Source organism: Pseudomonas sp. BBP2017 (assembly GCF_003024385.1).
Taxonomy (GTDB): domain Bacteria; phylum Pseudomonadota; class Gammaproteobacteria; order Pseudomonadales; family Pseudomonadaceae; genus Aquipseudomonas.
Map to the genome: position 1 here is coordinate 38,815 of NZ_PVZN01000023.1, position 20,079 is coordinate 58,893.

21 protein-coding genes are annotated in these 20,079 nt (G+C 61.0%); 14 read left to right on the forward strand and 7 right to left on the reverse strand.

Annotation, left to right across the window (positions count from 1 at the left end; translation table 11 throughout):
- Window positions 1–65: 65 nt before the first annotated feature.
- Both C6382_RS21870 and tadA read left to right on the forward strand, forming a co-directional pair.
- A complete protein-coding gene (locus C6382_RS21870; protein WP_107026426.1) occupies window positions 66–1,445 on the forward strand; it encodes a multicopper oxidase family protein in 1,380 nt (459 codons plus the stop codon).
- Complete coding sequence (gene tadA / locus C6382_RS21875; protein WP_107026409.1) at window positions 1,445–1,927, forward strand: tRNA adenosine(34) deaminase TadA; 483 nt, start codon at window positions 1,445–1,447, stop codon at window positions 1,925–1,927. Before C6382_RS21870 ends, tadA begins: the two co-directional genes overlap by 1 nt.
- Before the next feature lie 69 nt (window positions 1,928–1,996).
- Here the strand turns inward: tadA and mltF are convergent, their stop codons facing one another.
- Window positions 1,997–3,457: a membrane-bound lytic murein transglycosylase MltF gene (gene mltF, locus C6382_RS21880; protein ID WP_107026410.1), complete on the reverse strand. Its 1,461-nt coding sequence runs from the start codon at window positions 3,455–3,457 to the stop codon at window positions 1,997–1,999.
- Window positions 3,458–3,703: 246 nt separating this feature from the next.
- On the opposite strand from mltF, the gene purL reads away from it, so the two are divergent.
- The gene (gene purL / locus C6382_RS21885) at window positions 3,704–7,603 is read left to right on the forward strand and encodes a phosphoribosylformylglycinamidine synthase (protein ID WP_107026411.1); all 3,900 of its coding nucleotides are present in this window, start codon (window positions 3,704–3,706) and stop codon (window positions 7,601–7,603) included.
- Window positions 7,604–7,605: 2 nt separating this feature from the next.
- Window positions 7,606–7,917 (forward strand): YqfO family protein, encoded by a 312-nt coding sequence (locus C6382_RS21890; RefSeq protein ID WP_107026412.1) that lies wholly within the window; start codon window positions 7,606–7,608, stop codon window positions 7,915–7,917.
- A gap of 92 nt (window positions 7,918–8,009) precedes the next feature.
- Here C6382_RS21890 and C6382_RS21895 read toward each other — a convergent pair whose 3' ends face one another.
- Window positions 8,010–8,567 carry a murein L,D-transpeptidase family protein gene (locus C6382_RS21895; protein WP_107026413.1) on the reverse strand — a complete coding sequence of 186 codons (558 nt, stop codon included), beginning with the start codon at window positions 8,565–8,567 and terminating at the stop codon, window positions 8,010–8,012.
- Between the two features lie 19 nt (window positions 8,568–8,586).
- Window positions 8,587–9,141, reverse strand: coding sequence for an NUDIX hydrolase (locus C6382_RS21900; RefSeq protein WP_107026414.1), 555 nt, complete (start codon window positions 9,139–9,141; stop codon window positions 8,587–8,589).
- A gap of 133 nt (window positions 9,142–9,274) precedes the next feature.
- Between C6382_RS21900 and C6382_RS21905 the strand changes: the two genes are divergently transcribed.
- The 5 genes from C6382_RS21905 (at window position 9,275) to purT (ending at window position 12,463) form a co-directional block, all read left to right on the forward strand.
- Window positions 9,275–9,874, forward strand: coding sequence for a CoA pyrophosphatase (locus C6382_RS21905; RefSeq protein ID WP_107026415.1), 600 nt, complete (start codon window positions 9,275–9,277; stop codon window positions 9,872–9,874).
- Between the two features lie 43 nt (window positions 9,875–9,917).
- Window positions 9,918–10,442: a gamma carbonic anhydrase family protein gene (locus C6382_RS21910; RefSeq protein ID WP_107026416.1), complete on the forward strand. Its 525-nt coding sequence runs from the start codon at window positions 9,918–9,920 to the stop codon at window positions 10,440–10,442.
- Window positions 10,442–10,654, forward strand: a complete 213-nt coding sequence (locus C6382_RS21915; protein ID WP_107026417.1) for a DUF1289 domain-containing protein — start codon at window positions 10,442–10,444, stop codon at window positions 10,652–10,654. The genes C6382_RS21910 and C6382_RS21915 overlap by 1 nt, the downstream gene beginning before the upstream one ends.
- A gap of 63 nt (window positions 10,655–10,717) precedes the next feature.
- Entirely contained in the window at window positions 10,718–11,185 is a 468-nt protein-coding gene (locus C6382_RS21920; protein WP_107026418.1) for a VUT family protein, read from the forward strand.
- A gap of 96 nt (window positions 11,186–11,281) precedes the next feature.
- The gene (gene purT, locus C6382_RS21925; RefSeq protein ID WP_107026419.1) at window positions 11,282–12,463 is read left to right on the forward strand and encodes a formate-dependent phosphoribosylglycinamide formyltransferase; all 1,182 of its coding nucleotides are present in this window, start codon (window positions 11,282–11,284) and stop codon (window positions 12,461–12,463) included.
- Window positions 12,464–12,521: 58 nt separating this feature from the next.
- Here the strand turns inward: purT and C6382_RS21930 are convergent, their stop codons facing one another.
- From C6382_RS21930 to C6382_RS21940, 3 genes are all read right to left on the reverse strand, one after another.
- A complete protein-coding gene (locus C6382_RS21930; RefSeq protein ID WP_107026420.1) occupies window positions 12,522–13,826 on the reverse strand; it encodes an MFS transporter in 1,305 nt (434 codons plus the stop codon).
- A 268-nt stretch (window positions 13,827–14,094) separates the two neighbouring features.
- The gene (locus tag C6382_RS21935; protein ID WP_107026421.1) at window positions 14,095–15,306 is read right to left on the reverse strand and encodes a transporter associated domain-containing protein; all 1,212 of its coding nucleotides are present in this window, start codon (window positions 15,304–15,306) and stop codon (window positions 14,095–14,097) included.
- Window positions 15,307–15,318: 12 nt separating this feature from the next.
- The gene (locus tag C6382_RS21940) at window positions 15,319–16,131 is read right to left on the reverse strand and encodes an inner membrane protein YpjD (protein WP_107026422.1); all 813 of its coding nucleotides are present in this window, start codon (window positions 16,129–16,131) and stop codon (window positions 15,319–15,321) included.
- Between the two features lie 196 nt (window positions 16,132–16,327).
- Here C6382_RS21940 and ffh point away from each other — a divergent pair, with 196 nt between their 5' ends.
- The 5 genes from ffh (at window position 16,328) to rplS (ending at window position 19,882) form a co-directional block, all read left to right on the forward strand.
- The gene (gene ffh / locus C6382_RS21945; protein WP_107026423.1) at window positions 16,328–17,704 is read left to right on the forward strand and encodes a signal recognition particle protein; all 1,377 of its coding nucleotides are present in this window, start codon (window positions 16,328–16,330) and stop codon (window positions 17,702–17,704) included.
- 235 nt (window positions 17,705–17,939) lie between these two features.
- Window positions 17,940–18,191 carry a 30S ribosomal protein S16 gene (rpsP, locus tag C6382_RS21950; protein ID WP_038614163.1) on the forward strand — a complete coding sequence of 84 codons (252 nt, stop codon included), beginning with the start codon at window positions 17,940–17,942 and terminating at the stop codon, window positions 18,189–18,191.
- Window positions 18,192–18,196: 5 nt separating this feature from the next.
- Window positions 18,197–18,733, forward strand: coding sequence for a ribosome maturation factor RimM (gene rimM, locus C6382_RS21955; protein ID WP_107026424.1), 537 nt, complete (start codon window positions 18,197–18,199; stop codon window positions 18,731–18,733).
- 3 nt (window positions 18,734–18,736) lie between these two features.
- The gene (gene trmD, locus C6382_RS21960; protein ID WP_038614159.1) at window positions 18,737–19,489 is read left to right on the forward strand and encodes a tRNA (guanosine(37)-N1)-methyltransferase TrmD; all 753 of its coding nucleotides are present in this window, start codon (window positions 18,737–18,739) and stop codon (window positions 19,487–19,489) included.
- Between the two features lie 42 nt (window positions 19,490–19,531).
- Window positions 19,532–19,882 (forward strand): 50S ribosomal protein L19, encoded by a 351-nt coding sequence (gene rplS, locus C6382_RS21965; RefSeq protein ID WP_010220244.1) that lies wholly within the window; start codon window positions 19,532–19,534, stop codon window positions 19,880–19,882.
- Here rplS and C6382_RS24205 read toward each other — a convergent pair.
- The coding region (locus C6382_RS24205) for a hypothetical protein (RefSeq protein ID WP_218276278.1) at window positions 19,863–20,079 on the reverse strand (217 nt) is incomplete at its 5' end. The two genes, rplS and C6382_RS24205, sit on opposite strands and share 20 nt — an antisense overlap.

Consider the following 20,079-nt stretch of genomic DNA (forward strand, 5'->3'; position numbering starts at 1 on the left):
TGCTTTGGCTCTTTTCCGGGCAAGGTGCCGGCATGTTGTTCCTGGCATTACGAGGTACCTGCTGCATGTCCTTTACCCGGCGACAAATACTCGGTGGCCTGACCGGCCTGGTGGCAATCGGTCTGGGTGCCGGTGGCGCATCCCGTTACTGGCTGGGGCGCAGCGACCCGAACGCCGGGCATGACTACGAGTTGATTGCCGCGCCGCTGGATGTGGAGCTGGTGTCGGGCCACAAGACCGAGGCCTGGGCCTTCGGCCCCTCGGCGCCAGGCACCGAATTGCGGGTGCGTCAGGGTGAGTGGCTGCGTGTGCGTTTCATCAACCACCTGCCGGTAGCCACCACTATTCACTGGCATGGCATCCGCCTGCCGCTGGAGATGGACGGGGTGCCTTACGTCTCGCAACTGCCGGTGTTGCCTGGCGAGTACTTCGATTACAAATTCCGCGTGCCCGATGCTGGCAGCTTCTGGTACCACCCGCATGTGAACAGTTCCGAAGAACTCGGCAGAGGCCTGGTCGGCCCGCTGATTGTCGAGGAGCGCGAGCCCACCGGCTTCAAGCATGAGCGCACGCTGAGCCTGAAAAACTGGCATGTGGACGAGCAGGGCGCCTACCTGCCGTTCAGCATTGCGCGTGAAGCCGCCCGTGGCGGGACTGCCGGGCGTTTGATCACCATCAATGGTCAGGCCAATGCTGTCATCGACATGCCTGAAGGGCAGATCGTGCGGGTACGCCTGCTCAATCTGGACAATACCCTGACCTACCGGATCAACCTCAAGGGTAACTTTGAGGCAAAGATCTACGCCCTCGATGGCAATCCGATCACCCCGCGGCCGTTGGGCAAGGATTACTGGCTCGGTCCGGGCATGCGTATCTGCCTGGCCATCAAAATGCCGCCTGCCGGTGAAGAGCTGTCGTTGCGCGATGGCTCGGTGCGCCTGGGCACCTTGCGTTCGGTGGCCAGCAGTGAAGCGCCAGGCGACTGGCCGCCGGCGTTGCCGGCCAACCCGGTGGCCGAGCCGGACCTGGCCAATGCCGAGAAGCTCAACTTCAATTTCGAGTGGGTGGGGTCGGTCTCGGTCAATACTGAGAACGGCAAGCCGCCGAGCCTGTGGCAGATCAATGGCCAGGCCTGGGACATCACCGACAAAACCTGTGCCGACCGGCCGATTGCTAGGTTAAAGAAGGGCAAGAGCTACATTTTCGAGCTCAAGAACATGACCCAGTACCAGCACCCGATCCATCTGCATGGCATGAGTTTCAAAGTGCTCAGTTCGAACCGCCACAAGTTCCCGGAACAGTACTTCACCGATACCTATCTGCTGGGCAAGAACGAGAGTGCGCAAGTGGCCTTGGTGGCCGATAACCCGGGAGCCTGGATGTTCCATTGCCATGTGATCGACCATATGGAAACCGGCCTGATGGCCGCGATCGAGGTGGCCTGATGCGTCAGCCGCAAATTATTGATCGCAGCCGCGACCAGGAATTCATGCGCCAGGCCCTGGAGCTGGCGGCGCAGGGCGCTGCCATGGGTGAAGTGCCGGTAGGTGCGGTTTTGGTGCAGCATGGTCAGGTCATCGGCCGGGGTTTCAACTGCCCGATCAGCGGCAGTGATCCCAGTGCCCATGCCGAGATGGTTGCCATCCGTGCCGCCGCCCAGGCCGCGAGCAACTATCGTCTGCCTGGCAGCACCCTGTATGTGACGCTGGAGCCCTGCAGCATGTGCGCCGGGCTGATCGTCCATTCGCGCATTGCCCGGGTGGTGTACGGGGCGTTGGAGCCGAAGGCGGGGGTTGTGCAAAGTCAGGGACAGTTCTTTACCCAGGGTTTTCTCAACCATCGGGTGCTGTTTGAAGGTGGGGTGCTGGCGCAGGAATGCGGGACGATTCTTTCAGAGTTCTTCAAGGCGCGTCGGGCCAAGGCCTGAGTTGTGATTTGATCGCGGGGCAAGCCTGCTCCCACAGAGACCTGGTGCGGGCTTGCCCCGCGATTCATTTCAGAGCGGTGGCGAGGGCTCTGGCGGCTTGGTCTTGTCGACGCCCGGCACATGCAGGCTGCCTTCGGCCACCTGGCTGCCCTCCAGCTGTGGCTGGGTCACCCAGGTGAGGATGTCGTAGTAACGGCGGATGTTGGCGACAAAGTGCACCGGTTCGCCACCTCGGGCATAACCGTAGCGGGTCTTGCTGTACCACTGCTTTTGCGACAGGCGCGGCAGCATTTTCTTCACATCCAGCCATTTGTTCGGGTTCAAACCCTCACGTTTGGCCAGTTTGCGCGCATCGTCCAGGTGACCGCCGCCGACGTTGTAGGCCGCCAGGGCGAACCAGGTGCGGTCCGGCTCCTTGATCGAGTCGTCGAGTGATTCCTTCACGTGCATGAAGTACTTGGCCCCGCCACGAATGCTTTGCACCGGGTCCAGCCGGTTGGACACACCCATGGCCTGGGCGGTGCGCTGGGTCAGCATCATCAGGCCGCGCACGCCAGTCTTGGAGGTGACTTCCGCCTGCCACATGGACTCCTGGTAGCCGATGGCGGCCAGCAGGCGCCAGTCGACCTGCTCTTTCTTGGCCGACGCCTTGAAATGTTTCTCATAGCGCGGCAAGCGTTGTTGCAGGTGCTGGGCGAAGGTGTAGGCGCCGACGTAGCCAAGCACATCGACATGCCCGTAATAACGGTCTTTCAGGCGTTGCAAGGTGCCATTCTTCTGCACCTTGTCGAGAAACTCGTTGATCTCGTTGAGCAGGCTGTTGTCATCCCCGGCCGCCACTGCCCAGCGCTGGTCGCGCGAATCGCCCAGGTCGAAAGCGACCCGCACTTTGGGAAAATAGACCTGATTCATCGCCAGCTCATTGGAGTCGACCAGGGTCAGATCGATCTGACCTTCATCGACCATGCGCAGCAGGTCAACCACCTCTACAGCGTCAGACTCTTCGTATTCAAGTGCCGGGTACTGTTTTTTCAGTTCTGCCAGCTGTTCAGCATGAGTGCTGCCCTTGAGCACGATGATTTTTTTGCCGACCAGGTCTTTGGCATCGGTCGGCCGCGAGCGACCGTTGCGGTAGATAATTTGTGGGGTGACTTCCAGGTACGGATGGGAGAACCGTACCTGTGACTTGCGCCGCTCGCTACTGACCAGACCGGCCGCCGCCACTACCGGCCCCGATGGTTTGCCGAGCTGGCCGTAGAGTTCGTCGAGATTGTCGGCGGTTTCGATTTTCAGCTCGACACCGAGGTCTTCGGCAAAACGCTTGACCAGCTCGTATTCGAAGCCGGTTTCACCGTTGCGGTCCTCGAAGTAGGTGGCGGGGCTGTTGCGGGTGATCACGCGCAGCACACCATCCTCCTTGACGCGCTCCAGGGTGCTGGGTTTTTCAACACAGGCACCGAGCATCAGGAAGAGTCCGGTTGCGATGAGCCATCTGGCGCAGCGCTGGCGCAAAGCAGTTTGGGCAAACATAGGTTGCAGTATACGCAAAGGACTGGTCCCGCCATATCTCGACAACGGTTTGCTTGTCTGCTAGCAGGCTTTGCACCAGGTCCTGAAGGGCTGGCGCCAACAGGTCATTTTTTTGACCCCCGAGTCCGGTTTGTTTCGCCGACACGCGGCCGCGTCAGAATGCTGTGTTGCGGGTGCCGGAAGCGACGGATTTAGGCTAGAATGCACGGCCTCTAAGCACACCCCCTTCCTGAGGCTGTCCCGACGATGTTGATCCTGCGCGGCGCTCCTGCCCTTTCTGCCTTTCGCCACGGTAAATTACTCGAGCAATTGAGCCAGAAAGTCCCCGCTGTTAGTGGTTTGTACGCTGAATTCGCTCATTTCGCCGAGGTTGACGGCGATCTGACTGCCGACCAACAGCAAGTGCTCGCGCGCTTGCTCAAGTACGGCCCGAGCGTACCGGTACAGGAGCCGAGCGGTCGCCTGTTCCTGGTTCTGCCGCGTTTCGGCACCATCTCGCCCTGGTCGAGCAAGGCCAGCGACATCGCCCACAACTGCGGCCTGGAGAACGTCCAGCGCCTGGAACGCGGTATCGCCTACTACGTCAGCGGTGAGCTGAGTGAGGCCGACGCTGCGCTGGTCGCCCAGGTGCTGCACGACCGCATGACCCAGATTGTCCTGAGCAAGCTGGAAGAGGCTGCCGGCCTGTTCAGCCACGCCCAGCCCAAGCCGATGACCTCGGTGGACATCCTCGGCGGTGGCCGCGCTGCGCTGGCTCAGGCCAACATCGACCTGGGCCTGGCCCTGGCCGAAGACGAGATCGACTACCTGGTCGAGGCGTTCCAGAACCTTGCGCGCAACCCGAACGACATCGAACTGATGATGTTCGCCCAGGCCAACTCCGAGCATTGCCGTCACAAGATCTTCAACGCCAGTTGGGATATCGACGGCGAAAGCCAGGAAAAAAGCCTGTTCGGCATGATCAAAAACACCTACCAGATGCACAGCGAAGGCGTGCTGTCCGCTTACAAGGACAACGCCTCGGTGATCGTCGGTAACGTCGCCGGCCGCTTCTTCCCGAATCCTGAGACCCGTCAGTACGGCGCGGTGCAGGAGCCGGTGCATATCCTGATGAAGGTCGAGACCCATAACCACCCGACCGCCATCTCGCCGTTCTCCGGTGCGTCCACCGGTTCCGGCGGCGAAATCCGCGATGAAGGCGCCACCGGTCGCGGCGCCAAGCCCAAAGCCGGCCTGACCGGTTTCACCGTGTCCAACCTGCAGATCCCGGGCTTCGAACAGCCATGGGAGAAGGCCTACGGCAAGCCTGAGCGCATCGTCACCGCGCTGGACATCATGATTGAAGGCCCGCTGGGTGGCGCGGCGTTCAACAACGAATTCGGCCGTCCGGCCCTGACCGGCTACTTCCGTACCTTCGAGCAGTCGATCAGCACCCCGCACGGCGAAGAAGTGCGCGGTTACCACAAGCCGATCATGCTCGCTGGCGGTATGGGCAACATCCGCGAAGATCACGTCAAGAAAGGCGAGATCACCGTCGGCGCCAAGCTGATTGTCCTCGGTGGCCCGGCCATGCTGATCGGCCTGGGCGGTGGCGCGGCATCCTCGGTTGCCACTGGCGCCAGCTCCGCCGACCTGGACTTTGCCTCGGTACAGCGTGAAAACCCGGAAATGGAACGCCGCTGCCAGGAGGTCATCGACCGCTGCTGGCAGCTCGGTGACAACAACCCGATCGCCTTCATCCATGACGTCGGTGCGGGCGGCATTTCCAACGCTTTCCCCGAGCTGGTCAACGATGGTGGCCGTGGTGGCCGTTTCGAGCTGCGTAACGTACCCAACGACGAGCCGGGCATGGCCCCGCACGAAATCTGGAGCAACGAGTCCCAGGAGCGTTACGTGCTGGCGGTCGACGCTGCCGACTTCGAACGCTTCCAGGCCATCTGCGAGCGCGAGCGCTGCCCGTTCGCGGTGGTCGGCGAAGCCACCGCAGAGCCGCACCTGACCGTCACCGACAGCCACTTCGGCAACAGCCCGGTGGACATGCCGCTGGAAGTGCTGCTGGGCAAACCGCCACGCATGCACCGTTCGGTTACCCGTGAAGCCGAGCAGGGCGATGATTTCGACCCGTCCAGCCTTGAGCTGAACGACTCGGTCGAGCGCGTGCTGCGTCACCCGGCCGTGGCCAGCAAGAGCTTCCTGATCACCATCGGCGACCGCACCATCACCGGCCTGGTTGCCCGCGACCAGATGGTTGGCCCGTGGCAGGTGCCAGTGGCTGACGTCGCCGTCACCGCGACCAGCTTCGACGTCTACACCGGTGAAGCCATGGCCATGGGCGAGCGCACACCGCTGGCTCTGCTCGACGCGCCGGCCTCGGGGCGCATGGCGATCGGCGAAACGCTGACCAACATGGCCGCTTCGCGCATTGAAAAGCTCTCCGACATCAAACTGTCGGCCAACTGGATGTCCGCAGCCGGTCACCCGGGTGAAGACGCGCGTCTGTACGACACCGTCAAAGCTGTCGGCATGGAACTGTGCCCTGAGCTGGGCCTGACCATTCCGGTGGGCAAGGACTCGATGTCGATGAAGACCAAGTGGAGCGAAGAGGGCGCGGAGAAGTCCGTTACCTCGCCGCTGTCGCTGATCGTCACCGGTTTTGCGCCGGTCACCGACATCCGCAAGACCCTGACCCCGCAACTGCGCATGGACAAGGGCGAGACCGACCTGATCCTGATTGACCTGGGCCGTGGCCAGAACCGTATGGGCGCCTCGATCCTTGCCCAGACCCACGGCAAGCTCGGTAGCCAGGCCCCGGACGTCGACGACGCCGAAGACCTCAAGGCTTTCTTCGCGGTGATCCAGGGCCTGAACGCCGACGGTCATCTGCTGGCTTATCATGACCGTTCCGACGGCGGCCTGATGGCCACCGTGCTGGAAATGGCCTTTGCCGGCCATTGCGGTTTGAGCCTGGAACTGGACACTCTGACCAGCAAGCGTGAAAAAATTGCGGCCATCCTCTTCAACGAAGAGCTGGGTGCGGTGATTCAGGTGCACCAGGACGCCACTCCGGATGTGTTGGCCCAGTTCAGCGCTGCCGGTCTCGGTGAAGACTGCGTTGCAGTGATCGGCCAGCCGGTCAACAACAGCGAAGTCCTGATTCACCACATGGGCGAAGAGCTGTTCCGTGGCGACCGTCGTCTGCTGCAGCGCCAGTGGGCTGAAACCAGCTACCAGATCCAGCGTCTGCGTGACAACGCCGACTGCGCCGATCAGGAGTTCAATGGCCTGCTCGAAGAAGACAACCCGGGCCTGAGCGTCAAGCTCGGCTTCGACGTCAACCACGACATCGCCGCGCCGTACATCAAGAAGGGCATCCGCCCTCAGGTAGCGGTGCTGCGTGAACAGGGCGTCAACGGCCAGGTCGAGATGGCAGCTGCCTTCGATCGTGCCGGTTTCAACGCGATCGACGTGCACATGAGCGATATCCTCGCCGGTCGCATCGACCTGAACGAGTTCAAGGGTCTGGTCGCCTGCGGCGGCTTCTCTTACGGCGACGTCCTCGGTGCCGGTGAAGGCTGGGCCAAGTCGGCGCTGTTCAACAGCCGTGCCCGCGAGGCATTCCAGCAGTACTTCGAGCGTACCGACAGCTTCACCCTGGGCGTGTGCAACGGTTGCCAGATGATGTCCAACCTGCACGAGCTGATTCCGGGTACCGAGTTCTGGCCGCACTTTGTGCGTAACCGTTCCGAGCAGTTCGAAGCCCGTGTGGCGATGGTCCAGGTCCAGGAGTCGAATTCGATCTTCCTGCAGGGCATGGCCGGTTCGCGCATGCCGATCGCCATTGCTCACGGTGAAGGTCATGCTGAGTTCGAAAGCGAGGAAGCTTTGCTCGAAGCCGATCTGTCCGGTTGCGTGGCTCTGCGCTTTGTCGACAACCATGGCAAGGTCACCGAAACCTACCCGGCCAACCCGAACGGTTCGCCGCGCGGGATCACCGGCCTGACCAGCCGCGACGGTCGCGTCACCATCATGATGCCGCACCCTGAGCGGGTCTTCCGTGCCGTGCAGAACTCCTGGCGTCCGGATGACTGGAACGAAGACGCGGCGTGGATGCGCATGTTCCGCAACGCGCGGGCCTGGGTGAACTAAGGGTGTACAAGCTCGCCTTCTTCGTCCCGCCGAGCCATGTGGAAGTGGTCAAGGCTGCTGTGTTCGCCGCTGGCGGCGGACGCATCGGCGACTATGACTGCTGCGCCTGGCAGGTGTTGGGCCAGGGCCAGTTCCGCCCGCTGGACGGCAGTCAGCCGTTCATCGGGCAGAGCGGGGTGGTCGAACAGGTCGAAGAGTGGCGGGTAGAGTTGGTGGTGGCCGACGAGCTGATCAAGCCGGTGGTCGCTGCGCTCAAGCACAGTCATCCTTATGAAACACCGGCTTATGAGGTCTGGCAACTCGCCGACTTCTGAAGCCTGTAAAAAGCCGCGACCGATGCAAATCGGTCGCGGCTTTTTTGTGTCTGTCCCCAGTGGGAGCGGGCTTGCCGCCACCGAGTGTGTCCTCAGGGGCGAATTTCGATCATCGTGCCGTCGGGTACCAGGTTCCAGACCTCACGCATGTCGCGGTTGGTCATGGCGATGCAGCCTTCGGTCCAGTCCAGGGTGTGGAACACCTCTTCGGGATATTCTTCATCCAGCGGCGTGCCGTGGATCATGATCATGCCGCCGGGCGGTACGCCTTCACGCCGGGCGCGTGCCGAATCACTGATGTTCGGGTAGGACACGTGCATGGCCAGGTTGTAGCGGTCACTCTCCTTGCGCCAATCGATCCAGTAGAGCCCTTCAGGGGTGCGCTTGTCACCCTCGCGCAGCTTCGGGCCCTTGGGCTGCTTGCCCAGCGAGATGCGATAGGTTTTCAGCGGTGCGCCGGCGCTGATCAGTTGCAGGCGCCGTTCCGACTTGAGTACCAGGATCTTGTCGATGAGCACTGAATGCTCGGGTTTGAGCTGGAGCGGCGAAGGCGCGACCTTCTCGACAGGTTTGGTCACGATCGTTTCGGTAAACGCTGCCTGGGACACCGATGTCACACTGAGGCAGAAAAGGGCAAGCAACCAGCGCATGAAACGATATCCCTGAAAACTAGGTGTTGGGTAACGAGACGAGCAAAGGTGACAGGCATTCGTTGCCAATCGGGTAGCACTGCTCGATGCGGTCACGATAATAGCATTTTAGGGTATGACTGATGGTGCGGAAAGCCAGCTCGTCCCAGGGGATTTCACTTTCATCGAAAAGTCGCACTTCCAGGCTCTCGACGCCGACGGCAAAGTCCAGGTCGGCAAGTTCGGCGCGAAAGAACACATGCACCTGATTGATGTGCGGCAGGTCGAACAGCTGGTACAGGCTCATCTGCCCGACACGGGCACAGGCTTCCTCGACGGTTTCGCGGCGGGCGGCCTGCTCCAGGGTCTCGCCGTTCTCCATGAAACCGGCGGGCAGGGTCCAGTAGCCCCGGCGCGGCTCGATGGCCCGGCGGCACAGCAGCACCTGGTTACCCCAGATCGGTAGCACGCCGGCGACGATATTGGGGTTCTGGTAATGGATGGTCTGGCAGTGATCGCAGACATAGCGCAGGCGGGTATCGCCCTCGGGAATACGCTGAATCACCTGATTGCCGCACGCACTGCAGAATTTCATGCTTTTATTCCTATAGGTTGTGCTTATCTTGGCGCGACTTTCACCGCGGCCGCAAGCCGGTTCGCCTCGGGGCTTGGGCGGTTCGCGGCTTTGGTGCATCATGCAGGTCATGCTTTGGAATCGAGAGAGAGCAATGCTGGACGAGCTACTTCGCCGCGTGAGCAGTCATACGCCGGGCACCCTGGAAACCGATTGTCGTTTTCCCGAGGCCGCAGTGTTATTGCCCATTACCCGCAGTGAAGAGCCTGAGCTGGTGCTGACTTTGCGCGCCAAGGGCTTGTCGACCCATGGTGGCGAAGTGGCTTTCCCTGGCGGGCGCCGCGACCCGGAAGACCCTGATCTGGTGTTTACCGCACTGCGCGAGGCCGAAGAGGAAATCGGTCTGCCGCCAGGGCTGGTGGAAATCATCGGCCCCTTGAGCCCGCTGATCTCGTTGCATGGCCTGAAGGTCACGCCTTTCGTCGGGCTGATCCCCGATTATGTCGAGTACCTGGCCAATGATGCTGAAATCGCTGCGGTGTTTACTGTGCCGCTGGAGTTTTTTCGCCAGGACCCGCGCGATCATACCCACCGTATCGATTACCAGGGGCGCAGCTGGTATGTGCCCAGCTACCGCTTTGGCGAGTACAAGATCTGGGGGCTGTCGGCGATCATGATCGTCGAATTGGTGAACTTGCTTTACGATGCCGACATCAATCTGCACCAACCGCCTGAGCGCTTCATTCCAATTTGAGCGGGCTCACCCGCCAGCACAACCGCACCGTGAGGAACCACGCATGAAATACCGTCTGGGCGACCTGCGGGTCGAAACCCATCCACGCAGCTGGGCGGCGCCCACTGCCACGCTAGTCGGTAAAGTACGCCTGCAGGCGGGGGCCAGCGTCTGGTTCGGCGCGGTGTTGCGTGGCGACAATGAACTGATCGACATCGGCCAGAACAGCAACGTTCAAGACGGTACCGTGATGCATACCGACATGGGGTCGCCGCTGACTTTGGGCAAAGGAGTGACCATCGGTCACAACGCCATGCTGCACGGCTGCAGCGTCGGTGATTACAGCCTGGTCGGCATCAATGCGGTGATCCTCAACGGTGCGCGCATCGGCAAATACTGCATCATTGGCGCCAATGCGCTGATTCCCGAAGGCAAGGAGATTCCCGACGGCTCGCTGGTGATGGGCTCGCCAGGCAAGGTCGTGCGCGAACTGACCGAGGCGCAGAAGAAGATGCTCGAAGCCAGCGCCGCGCATTACGTGCATAACGCCGAGCGCTATGCCCGTGATCTGGCCCCGCAGGAGGAATGATGAGTAGCAGTGAGCGTCCGGTTGCCTCGCCCTGTGTGCATATCTGTGCTCTGGATGAGGCTGACATCTGCACTGGCTGTCAGCGCAGCGCAGCAGAAATAACCCGTTGGGGGCGGATGGACAACAGCGAGCGCCGCGAAGTGCTGAAGCTGTGCCATGAGCGGGCGGTAGCGGCCGGGCTGATCTTCAGCGTCGGCAGCGCCGCGCGCTGATCCGGCACTTGGCCGCAAGCGGCTGCTCAAGTACCCTGTAGGGCTTGCCCAGCGGTCTATTCCATGCCCTTTCTGATTGCATACATCAGCAGTGTCGTGCTGATCAACTACGCCTTCTCCAGTGCCCCGCACCTGGACGTCATCTGGTCCGCCTGGGGCGGGCTGGTGTTCATCCTCCGTGACATGGTGCAGACCCGCTTCGGTCACGGTGCGCTGGTTGCCATGCTGGTCGCGCTGGTGCTGTCCTATGTTACCTCAGAACCTGCCATTGCCCTGGCCAGCGCCAGCGCCTTCGCGGTCTCCGAACTGATCGACTGGCTGGTCTTCAGCATCACCAAGCGGCCGCTGCATGAGCGCCTGTGGCTGAGCTCGGCGCTGAGTATCCCGATCGACACCTTCATTTTCTTCGGCATGATCGGTGCCTTGACCCCGGCTGTGGCCGGAACCGCCCTGGCCTCGAAATTCGCCGGGGTCACCGCAGTGTGGCTGATCATGGCCTGGCGTCTGCGCAAGCCTGCCATCAGCAGCTGAGGCCCTGCGCCCCGGTTGATGTAAAATGGCGCTCCTTTTCACCGGGTTGGCCTGATCATCGGGCAGCCCTGGAATCCTTCCCTCTGAGGACCTGAAATGACCCGTATCGGAACCCCATTGTCGCCAACAGCGACCCGCGTACTGCTCTGTGGCTGTGGCGAGCTGGGCAAAGAAGTGGTGATCGAGCTGCAACGCTTGGGCGTTGAAGTGATTGCCGTGGACCGTTACGCCAATGCCCCGGCCATGCAAGTGGCCCATCGCAGCCATGTCATCAACATGCTCGATGGCGCAGCACTGCGGGCGGTGATCGAGGCAGAGAAGCCGCACTATATCGTGCCGGAAATCGAAGCCATTGCCACCGCGACTCTGGTCGAGCTGGAAAACGAAGGCTTCAACGTGGTCCCGACCGCGCGTGCCACGCAGCTGACCATGAACCGCGAAGGCATTCGTCGTCTGGCTGCCGAAGAGCTGGATCTGCCAACTTCGCCTTACCACTTTGCCGATACTTTCGAGGACTACCGCAACGCCGTCGAAGACCTGGGTTTCCCGTGCGTGGTCAAACCGGTGATGAGTTCCTCGGGCAAGGGCCAGAGCCTGCTGCGCAGCGCTGATGATGTGCGCAAAGCCTGGGACTATGCCCAGGAGGGCGGGCGCGCCGGCAAGGGCCGGGTGATCATTGAAGGTTTCATCGACTTTGACTACGAAATCACCCTGCTGACCGTTCGTCATATCGGTGGCACCACGTTCTGTGCACCGGTTGGTCACCGTCAGGAGAAGGGCGATTACCAGGAGTCCTGGCAGCCGCAAGCCATGAGCCCGGTGGCTCTGGCCGAGTCCGAGCGGGTGGCCAAGGCGGTCACTGAGGCGCTGGGCGGTCGTGGTCTGTTCGGTGTCGAGCTGTTCATCAAAGGTGATCAGGTGTGGTTCAGCGAGGTCTCACCGCGCCCACATGATACCGGTCTGGTGACCTTGATTTCTCAGGACTTGTCGCAGTTCGCTCTGCACGCGCGGGCAATCCTTGGTTTGCCGATTCCTTTGATTCGTCAGTTCGGCCCGTCCGCCTCGGCAGTGATATTGGTGGAGGGTCAGTCGCAGCAGACAGCGTTCGCTAACCTGGGCGCAGCGTTGAGCGAACCGGACACGGCCATTCGCCTGTTCGGCAAGCCTGAAGTCAACGGTCAGCGCCGCATGGGCGTGTGCCTGGCGCGAGATGAGTCGATCGAGGCTGCGCGGGCCAAGGCGACCCGTGCTTCCCAGGCGGTGAAAGTAGAGCTGTAAGGCTTTTCGCGGGGCAAGCCCGCTCCCACAGTGGGAGCGGGCTTGCCCCGCGATGCAGTTACAGCTCCGAATGCCGGGTCTCTTTCAGGCACAGCACGGCAATCAGGCTCAACACAGCCGCCGCCGACACATACCCGCCAACCCAGCTCAGTCCGCCCATCGCCACCAGCTTTTGGGCGAAGAACGGTGCCGCCGAAGCGCCGACGATGCCGCCCAGGTTATACGCCGCCGAAGCGCCGGTATAACGCACGTGGGTCGGAAACAGTTCAGGCAGCAACGCACCCATCGGTGCGAAAGTCACACCCATCAAGAACAGCTCGATGGCCAGGAACAGCGCTACCCCCGTGGTGGAGCCCGAGGTTAGCAACGGCTGCATGGTAAAGCCTGAGAGAATCGCCAGGACTGCACCGACAATCAGCACCGGTTTACGTCCATAGCGATCGCTGAGCCAGGCCGATAGCGGAGTGGCCAGGGCCATGAACAGTACCGCAAAGCACAGCAGGCCAAGAAAGGTTTCGCGGCTATAGCCCAAGGTCGACACGCCATAGCTGAGCGAGAACACCGTGGAGATGTAGAACAGTGCGTAGCACACCACCATGGCCGCGGCGCCCAGCAGTACCGGCATCCAGTATTGCGAGAAGAGCTCGACCACCGGCATTTTCACCCGCTCGTGACGGGCCACGGCTTTGGCGAAAATCGGCGTTTCTTCAAGCTTCAGGCGCACATATAGGCCGACGATGACCAGGGCTGCGCTGAGCAGGAAGGGAATCCGCCAGCCCCAGCTGCGGAACTGCTCGTCAGTCAGCACCATGGCCAGGGTCAGGAACAGGCCGTTGGCGGCCAGAAAACCGATCGAAGGACCGAGCTGTGGGAACATGCCGAACCACGCCCGTTTGCCTTTCGGTGCGTTCTCGGTGGCCAGCAGCGCCGCCCCGCCCCATTCGCCACCAAGACCCAGGCCCTGACCGAAGCGCAGTACACACAGCAGTATCGGTGCCCAGGCGCCAATGCTGTCATAGCCCGGAAGCACGCCGATCAGTGTGGTGCACACGCCCATCAGCAGCAGCGAGGCGACCAGGGTCGATTTACGCCCGATACGGTCACCGAAGTGGCCGAACAGCGCAGAACCCAGGGGGCGGGCAAGGAAGGCGATGCCGAAGGTGAGGAAGGCCGAGAGCATCTGCGCGGTGCCAGAGGTCTGCGGGAAGAACACCGGGCCGATCACCAGCGCTGCAGCGGTGGCGTAGACGTAGAAGTCGTAGAATTCGATGGCGGTGCCGATAAAGCTGGCGGTGGCCACCCTTGCTGGCGAGTTGCCTGGGCTGGCCTGAGCCGTTTCGGAGTAGGTGCTGCTGGTCGTCATGCGATTATCCCTGACAGTCGAGTGCTCCATGGGCGGCGTTGCCGACCTGCACAGACAGGTGTCAGCAAGCGGGCGCCGAAGCGTATTTGTTGTTGGTCGCGAGACTGAGCATACGCCCGTTGGGGATAGGGGCGGGCGCGGGCAATGTTCGGGGTGTGAAGCAGTGCCGGTAAAACGCGCGTTATTCAGTGCAGCGTACTGGCCGGGAGACGCTGGGTGCGGGTAGCGAGCGAGACGGCCAGGCTGGGTAAGTGTGGCCCGAGTATAGCTAGCGAGTCACGGTCCAGACCAGTATGCGGCTGGCACAATTGTCTTCTGTTTCGAGAATTTCCAGGCGATAACGGCCGATTTTCAGGCATACCGCACTGGCCGGGATGCTTTCCAGTGCTTCGGTGACCAGGCCGTTGAGGGTCTTCGGTCCGTCGCTGGGCAGGTGCCAGCCGAGGCTGCGGTTAAGCTCGCGAATCGATACGGTGCCTTCGATGACGAAACGCCCGTCGCCCTGCGGGTGAATGTGTGGGTTGTCCTGATGGTGTTCATCTTCAAATTCGCCGACGATCTCCTCGAGAATATCTTCGAGGGTGACGATGCCCAGCACCTCACCATACTCGTCGACTACCACGCCGAGGCGCCGCTGCTGCTTGTGGAAGTTGAGCAACTGCAATTGCAGGGGGGTACTTTCCGGGACGAAGTAGGGGTCGTAGCAGGCCGCCTGCAAGGCCTCGCGGCTCAGCTCGGCTTTGGGCAACAGGTGGCTGATAAGTTTGGTGTTGAGGATGGCTTCGACCTGGTTGATGTCGCTGTGGTACACCGGCAGGCGGGTGTGGCGGCTGATGATCAGTTGCTCGATGATGGCCTCGATCGAGTCGTCGAGGTTGATACCGTCGACGTCGTTGCGCGGCACCAGGATGTCATTGACGGTGATCTTGTCCAGCGCCAGCAGGCTTTCGGGTAGGTTCAGGCGATGGTCGGCGTGCAGGTGTTCCTCCGCGTCGGCATCGTCGTCCTGTTCATGCAGGCTCACTGCATGCGGCTGGATGCGGAACGGGCGCAACAGCGCACGGGCGCAGCCATCAAGCAGCCAGGCCAGGGGCTGGAGCAGCTTGAGTGGCGCTTTGAGCAGGCTGTTGCCCAAGGCAATGAAGGTGTGCGGATTACGCCGGGCCAGTTGCCGAGGCAGGTACTCGCTCAGCACCAACAGCAGCGCTGCGGCGCCAAGCCCGGCCAGCCAGAAACCCTGCTCACCGTTGTAGCGCTGCCCCAACAGGCAGGCCAGGGCCAGTACCAGCAATTTGCCCAGGGTTGAGCAGAGCACCAGAGACTGCGGCGCAACGGCCAGCTCTGGGTGCTCATCGGTCAGGCCGTTGCGCCGGGCGCTATTGAGCTGCTGCTGGGCGGCGTCCACGGCAGTGAACAGTGCCGACCAGAGCAGGGCCAGTACCAGTATGCCAAGCAAGGGGCCTAACGGCAGCGTGTCCATTAACTGTGCCCGTCAGATATGCAGGATGAATTCGCGTACCAGCTTGCTGCCGAAGTAGGCCAGCATCAGCAGGCAGAATCCGGCCAGGGTCCAGCGGATCGCCTTGTGACCGCGCCAGCCCAGGCGGGTGCGACCCCACAGCAGCACACTGAAGACAATCCAGGCCACGCAGGCCAGCAACGTCTTGTGCACCAGGTGCTGGGCAAACAGGTTGTCGAGGAACAGCCAGCCGGAAATCAGCGACAGCGACAGCAGCCCCCAGCCGGCCCAGAGAAAGCCGAACAGCAGGCTTTCCATGGTTTGCAGGGGCGGGAAGTTCTTGATCAGCCCGGAAGGATGTTTGTGTTTGAGCTGGTGATCCTGCAGCAGCAGCAACAGCGCCTGGAACACGGCGATGGTGAACATGCCGTAGGCCAGGATCGACAGCAGAATATGCGCGAGGATCCCTGGCTCTTCGTTGATCATCGGCACCGTGCCCGGAGGGGCGAACTGCGCCGTCAGCGCCGTCAGCATGCCCAGCGGGAACAACAGCAGCAGCAGGTTCTCCACCGGAATGCGCAGGCAGGCCAGCAAGGTCAGGGCAATCACCGCCGTGGCGATCAGACTGGCGGCACTGAAGAAGTCCAGGCTCAGGCCCTGGGGCGTGAGCAACTGCCAGAACAGTGCGGTGCCCTGGGCGATAACCGCCAGCGCGCCCAGCAGGCTGAGCAGGCGTTTGTCGGCCTTGGCGCCTTGCGCCAGGCGAGAGCCTTGATAGAGAGTCGCGGCGGCATACAGGCAGGCGGCGATCAGGTTGGGTAGCAGACTGGGTGACAAGGGGAGCATAAGTCCTGTTAGGCAAGCCCGAAAAGAATTGAGTTTGGCATAGAACGCGCCTGCCAAGGAAGACTGCCAGCCGACGGCGAGGTGTGCGCTTGCCCGAGTCTTCGTTATAATCGCCGATCTGCCCCTGCCCAAGGCCCGTCGATTACGCCAGAGGCAGCTGATAAACCTCGGTTCTACAGAGCCTGAAAGGATCACCATGTTTGAAAACCTGACCGACCGTCTGTCACAGACGCTGCGCCATGTCACTGGCAAGGCCAAGCTGACCGAAGACAACATCAAAGACACCCTGCGTGAAGTGCGCATGGCGTTGCTCGAGGCTGACGTCGCCCTGCCGGTGGTCAAGGATTTCGTCAACAAGATCAAGGAACGTGCGGTCGGCACCGAAGTGTCGCGCAGCCTGACCCCGGGCCAGGCATTCGTGAAGATCGTTCAGGCCGAGCTCGAAGGCATGATGGGTGCGGCCAACGAAGAGCTGGCGCTCAATGCCGCGCCTCCGGCTGTGGTGCTGATGGCTGGCTTGCAGGGTGCGGGTAAAACCACTACCGCCGGCAAGCTGGCGCGCTTCCTCAAAGAGCGCAAGAAGAAGTCGGTAATGGTGGTGTCGGCGGACGTCTACCGTCCGGCAGCGATCAAGCAGCTGGAAACCCTGGCTGGCGATATCGGCGTGACCTTCTTCCCGTCCGACATCAGCCAGAAGCCGGTGGCCATTGCTGAGGCGGCGATCCGCGAAGCCAAGCTCAAGTTCATTGACGTGGTCATCGTCGACACCGCCGGCCGCCTGCACATTGACGCCGAGATGATGGCCGAGATCAAGGACCTGCACGCCGCGGTCAAGCCGATCGAGACCCTGTTCGTGGTCGATGCCATGACCGGTCAGGACGCCGCCAATACCGCCAAGGCCTTCGGTGAAGCGCTGCCGCTGACCGGTGTGATCCTGACCAAGGTCGATGGCGATGCCCGTGGTGGTGCCGCGCTGTCGGTGCGAGCCATTACCGGCAAGCCGATCAAGTTCATCGGTATGGGCGAGAAGAGCGAAGCGCTCGAGCCGTTCCACCCTGACCGTATTGCTTCGCGCATCCTCGGCATGGGCGATGTGCTCAGCCTGATCGAGCAGGCCGAACAGACGCTCGACAAGGAAAAGGCCGACAAACTGGCCAAGAAGCTGAAAAAGGGCAAGGGCTTCGACCTCGAAGACTTCCGTGACCAACTGCAACAGATGAAGAACATGGGCGGCCTCGGCGGCCTCATGGACAAGCTGCCAAGCATCGGCGGGGTTAACCTGGCGCAGATGGGCAATGCCCAGGGCGCAGCCGAAAAGCAGTTCAAGCAGATGGAAGCGATTATCAACTCCATGACCCCGGCCGAGCGCCGCGACCCTGACTTGATCAGCGGTTCGCGCAAGCGCCGGATCGCCATGGGCTCCGGCACCCAGGTGCAGGATATCGGTCGCTTGATCAAGCAGCACAAACAGATGCAGAAGATGATGAAGAAGTTTTCTGCCAAAGGTGGCATGGCGAAAATGATGCGCGGCCTGGGCGGTATGATGCCCGGCGGCGGTATGCCCAAGCTGTAACCCTATTCAGGTCGTCGGCGCGAAGGCGCGTCGATGATCGGAACCCCGCCCTCGGCGGGACACTGTTGCCTTATATAAGGCAGCGTTATTCGCAAATCAGCAGGCAGGCCTATTTGCCCCGGTAAAAAGGCATTTGCAAAAGTCCGGATATTCCTTGAGAATATGCGGCCTTTCGGGCACCCGTGTGCCCGCTGTGCATTATGATTTGCAGCACCGACTACAGGAACGATGTTCAATGCTAACCATCCGTCTTGCCCGTGGTGGCTCTAAAAAGCGCCCATTTTACACCCTGACCGTGACCGATTCGCGTAACCCGGTTACCGGTTCGCACATCGAGCAGGTTGGCTTCTTCAACCCGATCGCTCGTGGTCAGGAAGTTCGTCTGTCCGTTAAAGAAGACCGCGTTGCTCACTGGCTGAGCGTTGGCGCACAGCCGTCCGAGCGCGTTGCTCAACTGCTGAAACAAGCTGCCAAGGCTGCTGCCTGAGCACGATGAGCGCGACGCCAGAAAAAGCTGATGACTTGATCGTTGTCGGCAAGATTTTTTCGGTTCACGGCGTTCGCGGCGAGGTGAAGGTCTTTTCCTTTACCGATCCGATTGAAAACCTGTTGGATTACCCTAACTGGACGCTTCGGCACGAAGGGAAGGTAAAACAGGTCGAGCTGGTCAGTGGCCGTTCCACTCAAAAGGATCTGGTCGCCAAGCTCAAAGGCCTCGACGATCGCGATGAAGCCCGTCTTCTGAGCGGTTATGAGATTTGTATCTCGCGGAGCCTTTTGCCCAACCTGCCTAGCGACGAGTACTACTGGTACCAGTTGGTAGGTCTGAAAGTCATCAACCAGGACGAACAGCTGTTCGGCAAGGTTGATCACCTGTTGGAGACCGGCGCGAACGATGTAATGGTGGTCAAGCCCTGCGCGGGCAGCCTGGATGATCGTGAACGCCTGTTGCCCTACACAGAGCAATGCGTGTTGAAGATTGACCTGGTTGCAGGCGAAATGAGGGTGGAATGGGACGCGGACTTCTAAGCAATGGCCAGCCTGCGCGTAGATGTGATTACGTTGTTTCCCGAGATGTTCTCGGCCATCAGTGAGTACGGCATTACCAGCCGCGCGGTAAAACAGGGGTTGTTGCAACTGACCTGCTGGAATCCGCGGGACTACACCACAGATCGTCACCATACGGTGGATGATCGGCCGTTTGGCGGTGGTCCGGGCATGGTGATGAAGATCAAGCCTCTGGAAGACGCCCTGGTACATGCCAGGCAGGCAACCGGAGAGGCGGCGAAGGTGATTTACCTGAGCCCGCAAGGCCGCAAGCTGACTCAGTCGGCGGTCAAAGACCTGGCGAAGCACGAATCGTTGATTCTGATAGCCGGTCGTTACGAAGGCATTGACGAGCGTTTTATTGAAGCTCATGTCGATGAAGAGTGGTCGATTGGCGACTATGTCCTGTCTGGTGGCGAGCTACCGGCGATGGTCCTGATTGATGCGGTTACGCGACTGCTGCCCGGAGCTTTAGGGCATGCGGACTCGGCGGAGGAAGATTCCTTCACCGATGGTCTGCTTGATTGCCCGCACTACACCCGACCGGAGGTGTATGCGGATCAGCGTGTTCCCGACGTGTTGCTTAGTGGCAACCATGCACACATCCGGCGATGGCGTTTACAGCAGTCCCTTGGGCGGACCTATGAACGACGCGCCGATCTTCTGGAAAGTCGCTCACTTTCTGGAGAAGAGAAGAAGCTGCTCGAGGAGTATCTCCGAGAGCGGGACGATAGTTAACGTATCGATGGTAGATCCGACGATTTACCTTAGGAGCACAGCATGACCAACAAAATCATTCAGCAGATCGAAGCTGAGCAGATGTCCAAAGAGATCCCGACCTTTGCCCCGGGCGACACCATCGTCGTTCAGGTGAAAGTGAAGGAAGGCGATCGTTCGCGTCTGCAGGCTTTCGAAGGCGTTGTAATCGCCAAGCGTAACCGTGGTCTGAACAGCGCTTTCACTGTTCGCAAGATCTCCAACGGTGTTGGTGTAGAGCGTACTTTCCAGACCTACAGCCCGCAAATCGACAGCCTGGCCGTGAAACGTCGTGGTGACGTGCGTAAAGCCAAGCTGTACTACCTGCGCGACCTGTCCGGTAAAGCCGCTCGCATCAAGGAAAAGCTGTCCTGATGACAGTTTGACCGGCGGCTGCGGCCGCCATGCGAAAAAAGCAGCCTTCGGGCTGCTTTTTTGTTGTCTGTGTCCCGTCCTGAATATGGTTTACACCTCCCATCCCGAATTTCCGGAGATCCAGATGGCGCAAGGTGTTAAGCGTACTCAGCGTGATTACTCGCTGTCTTTTAAATTGGCAGTGGTTGATCAGATCG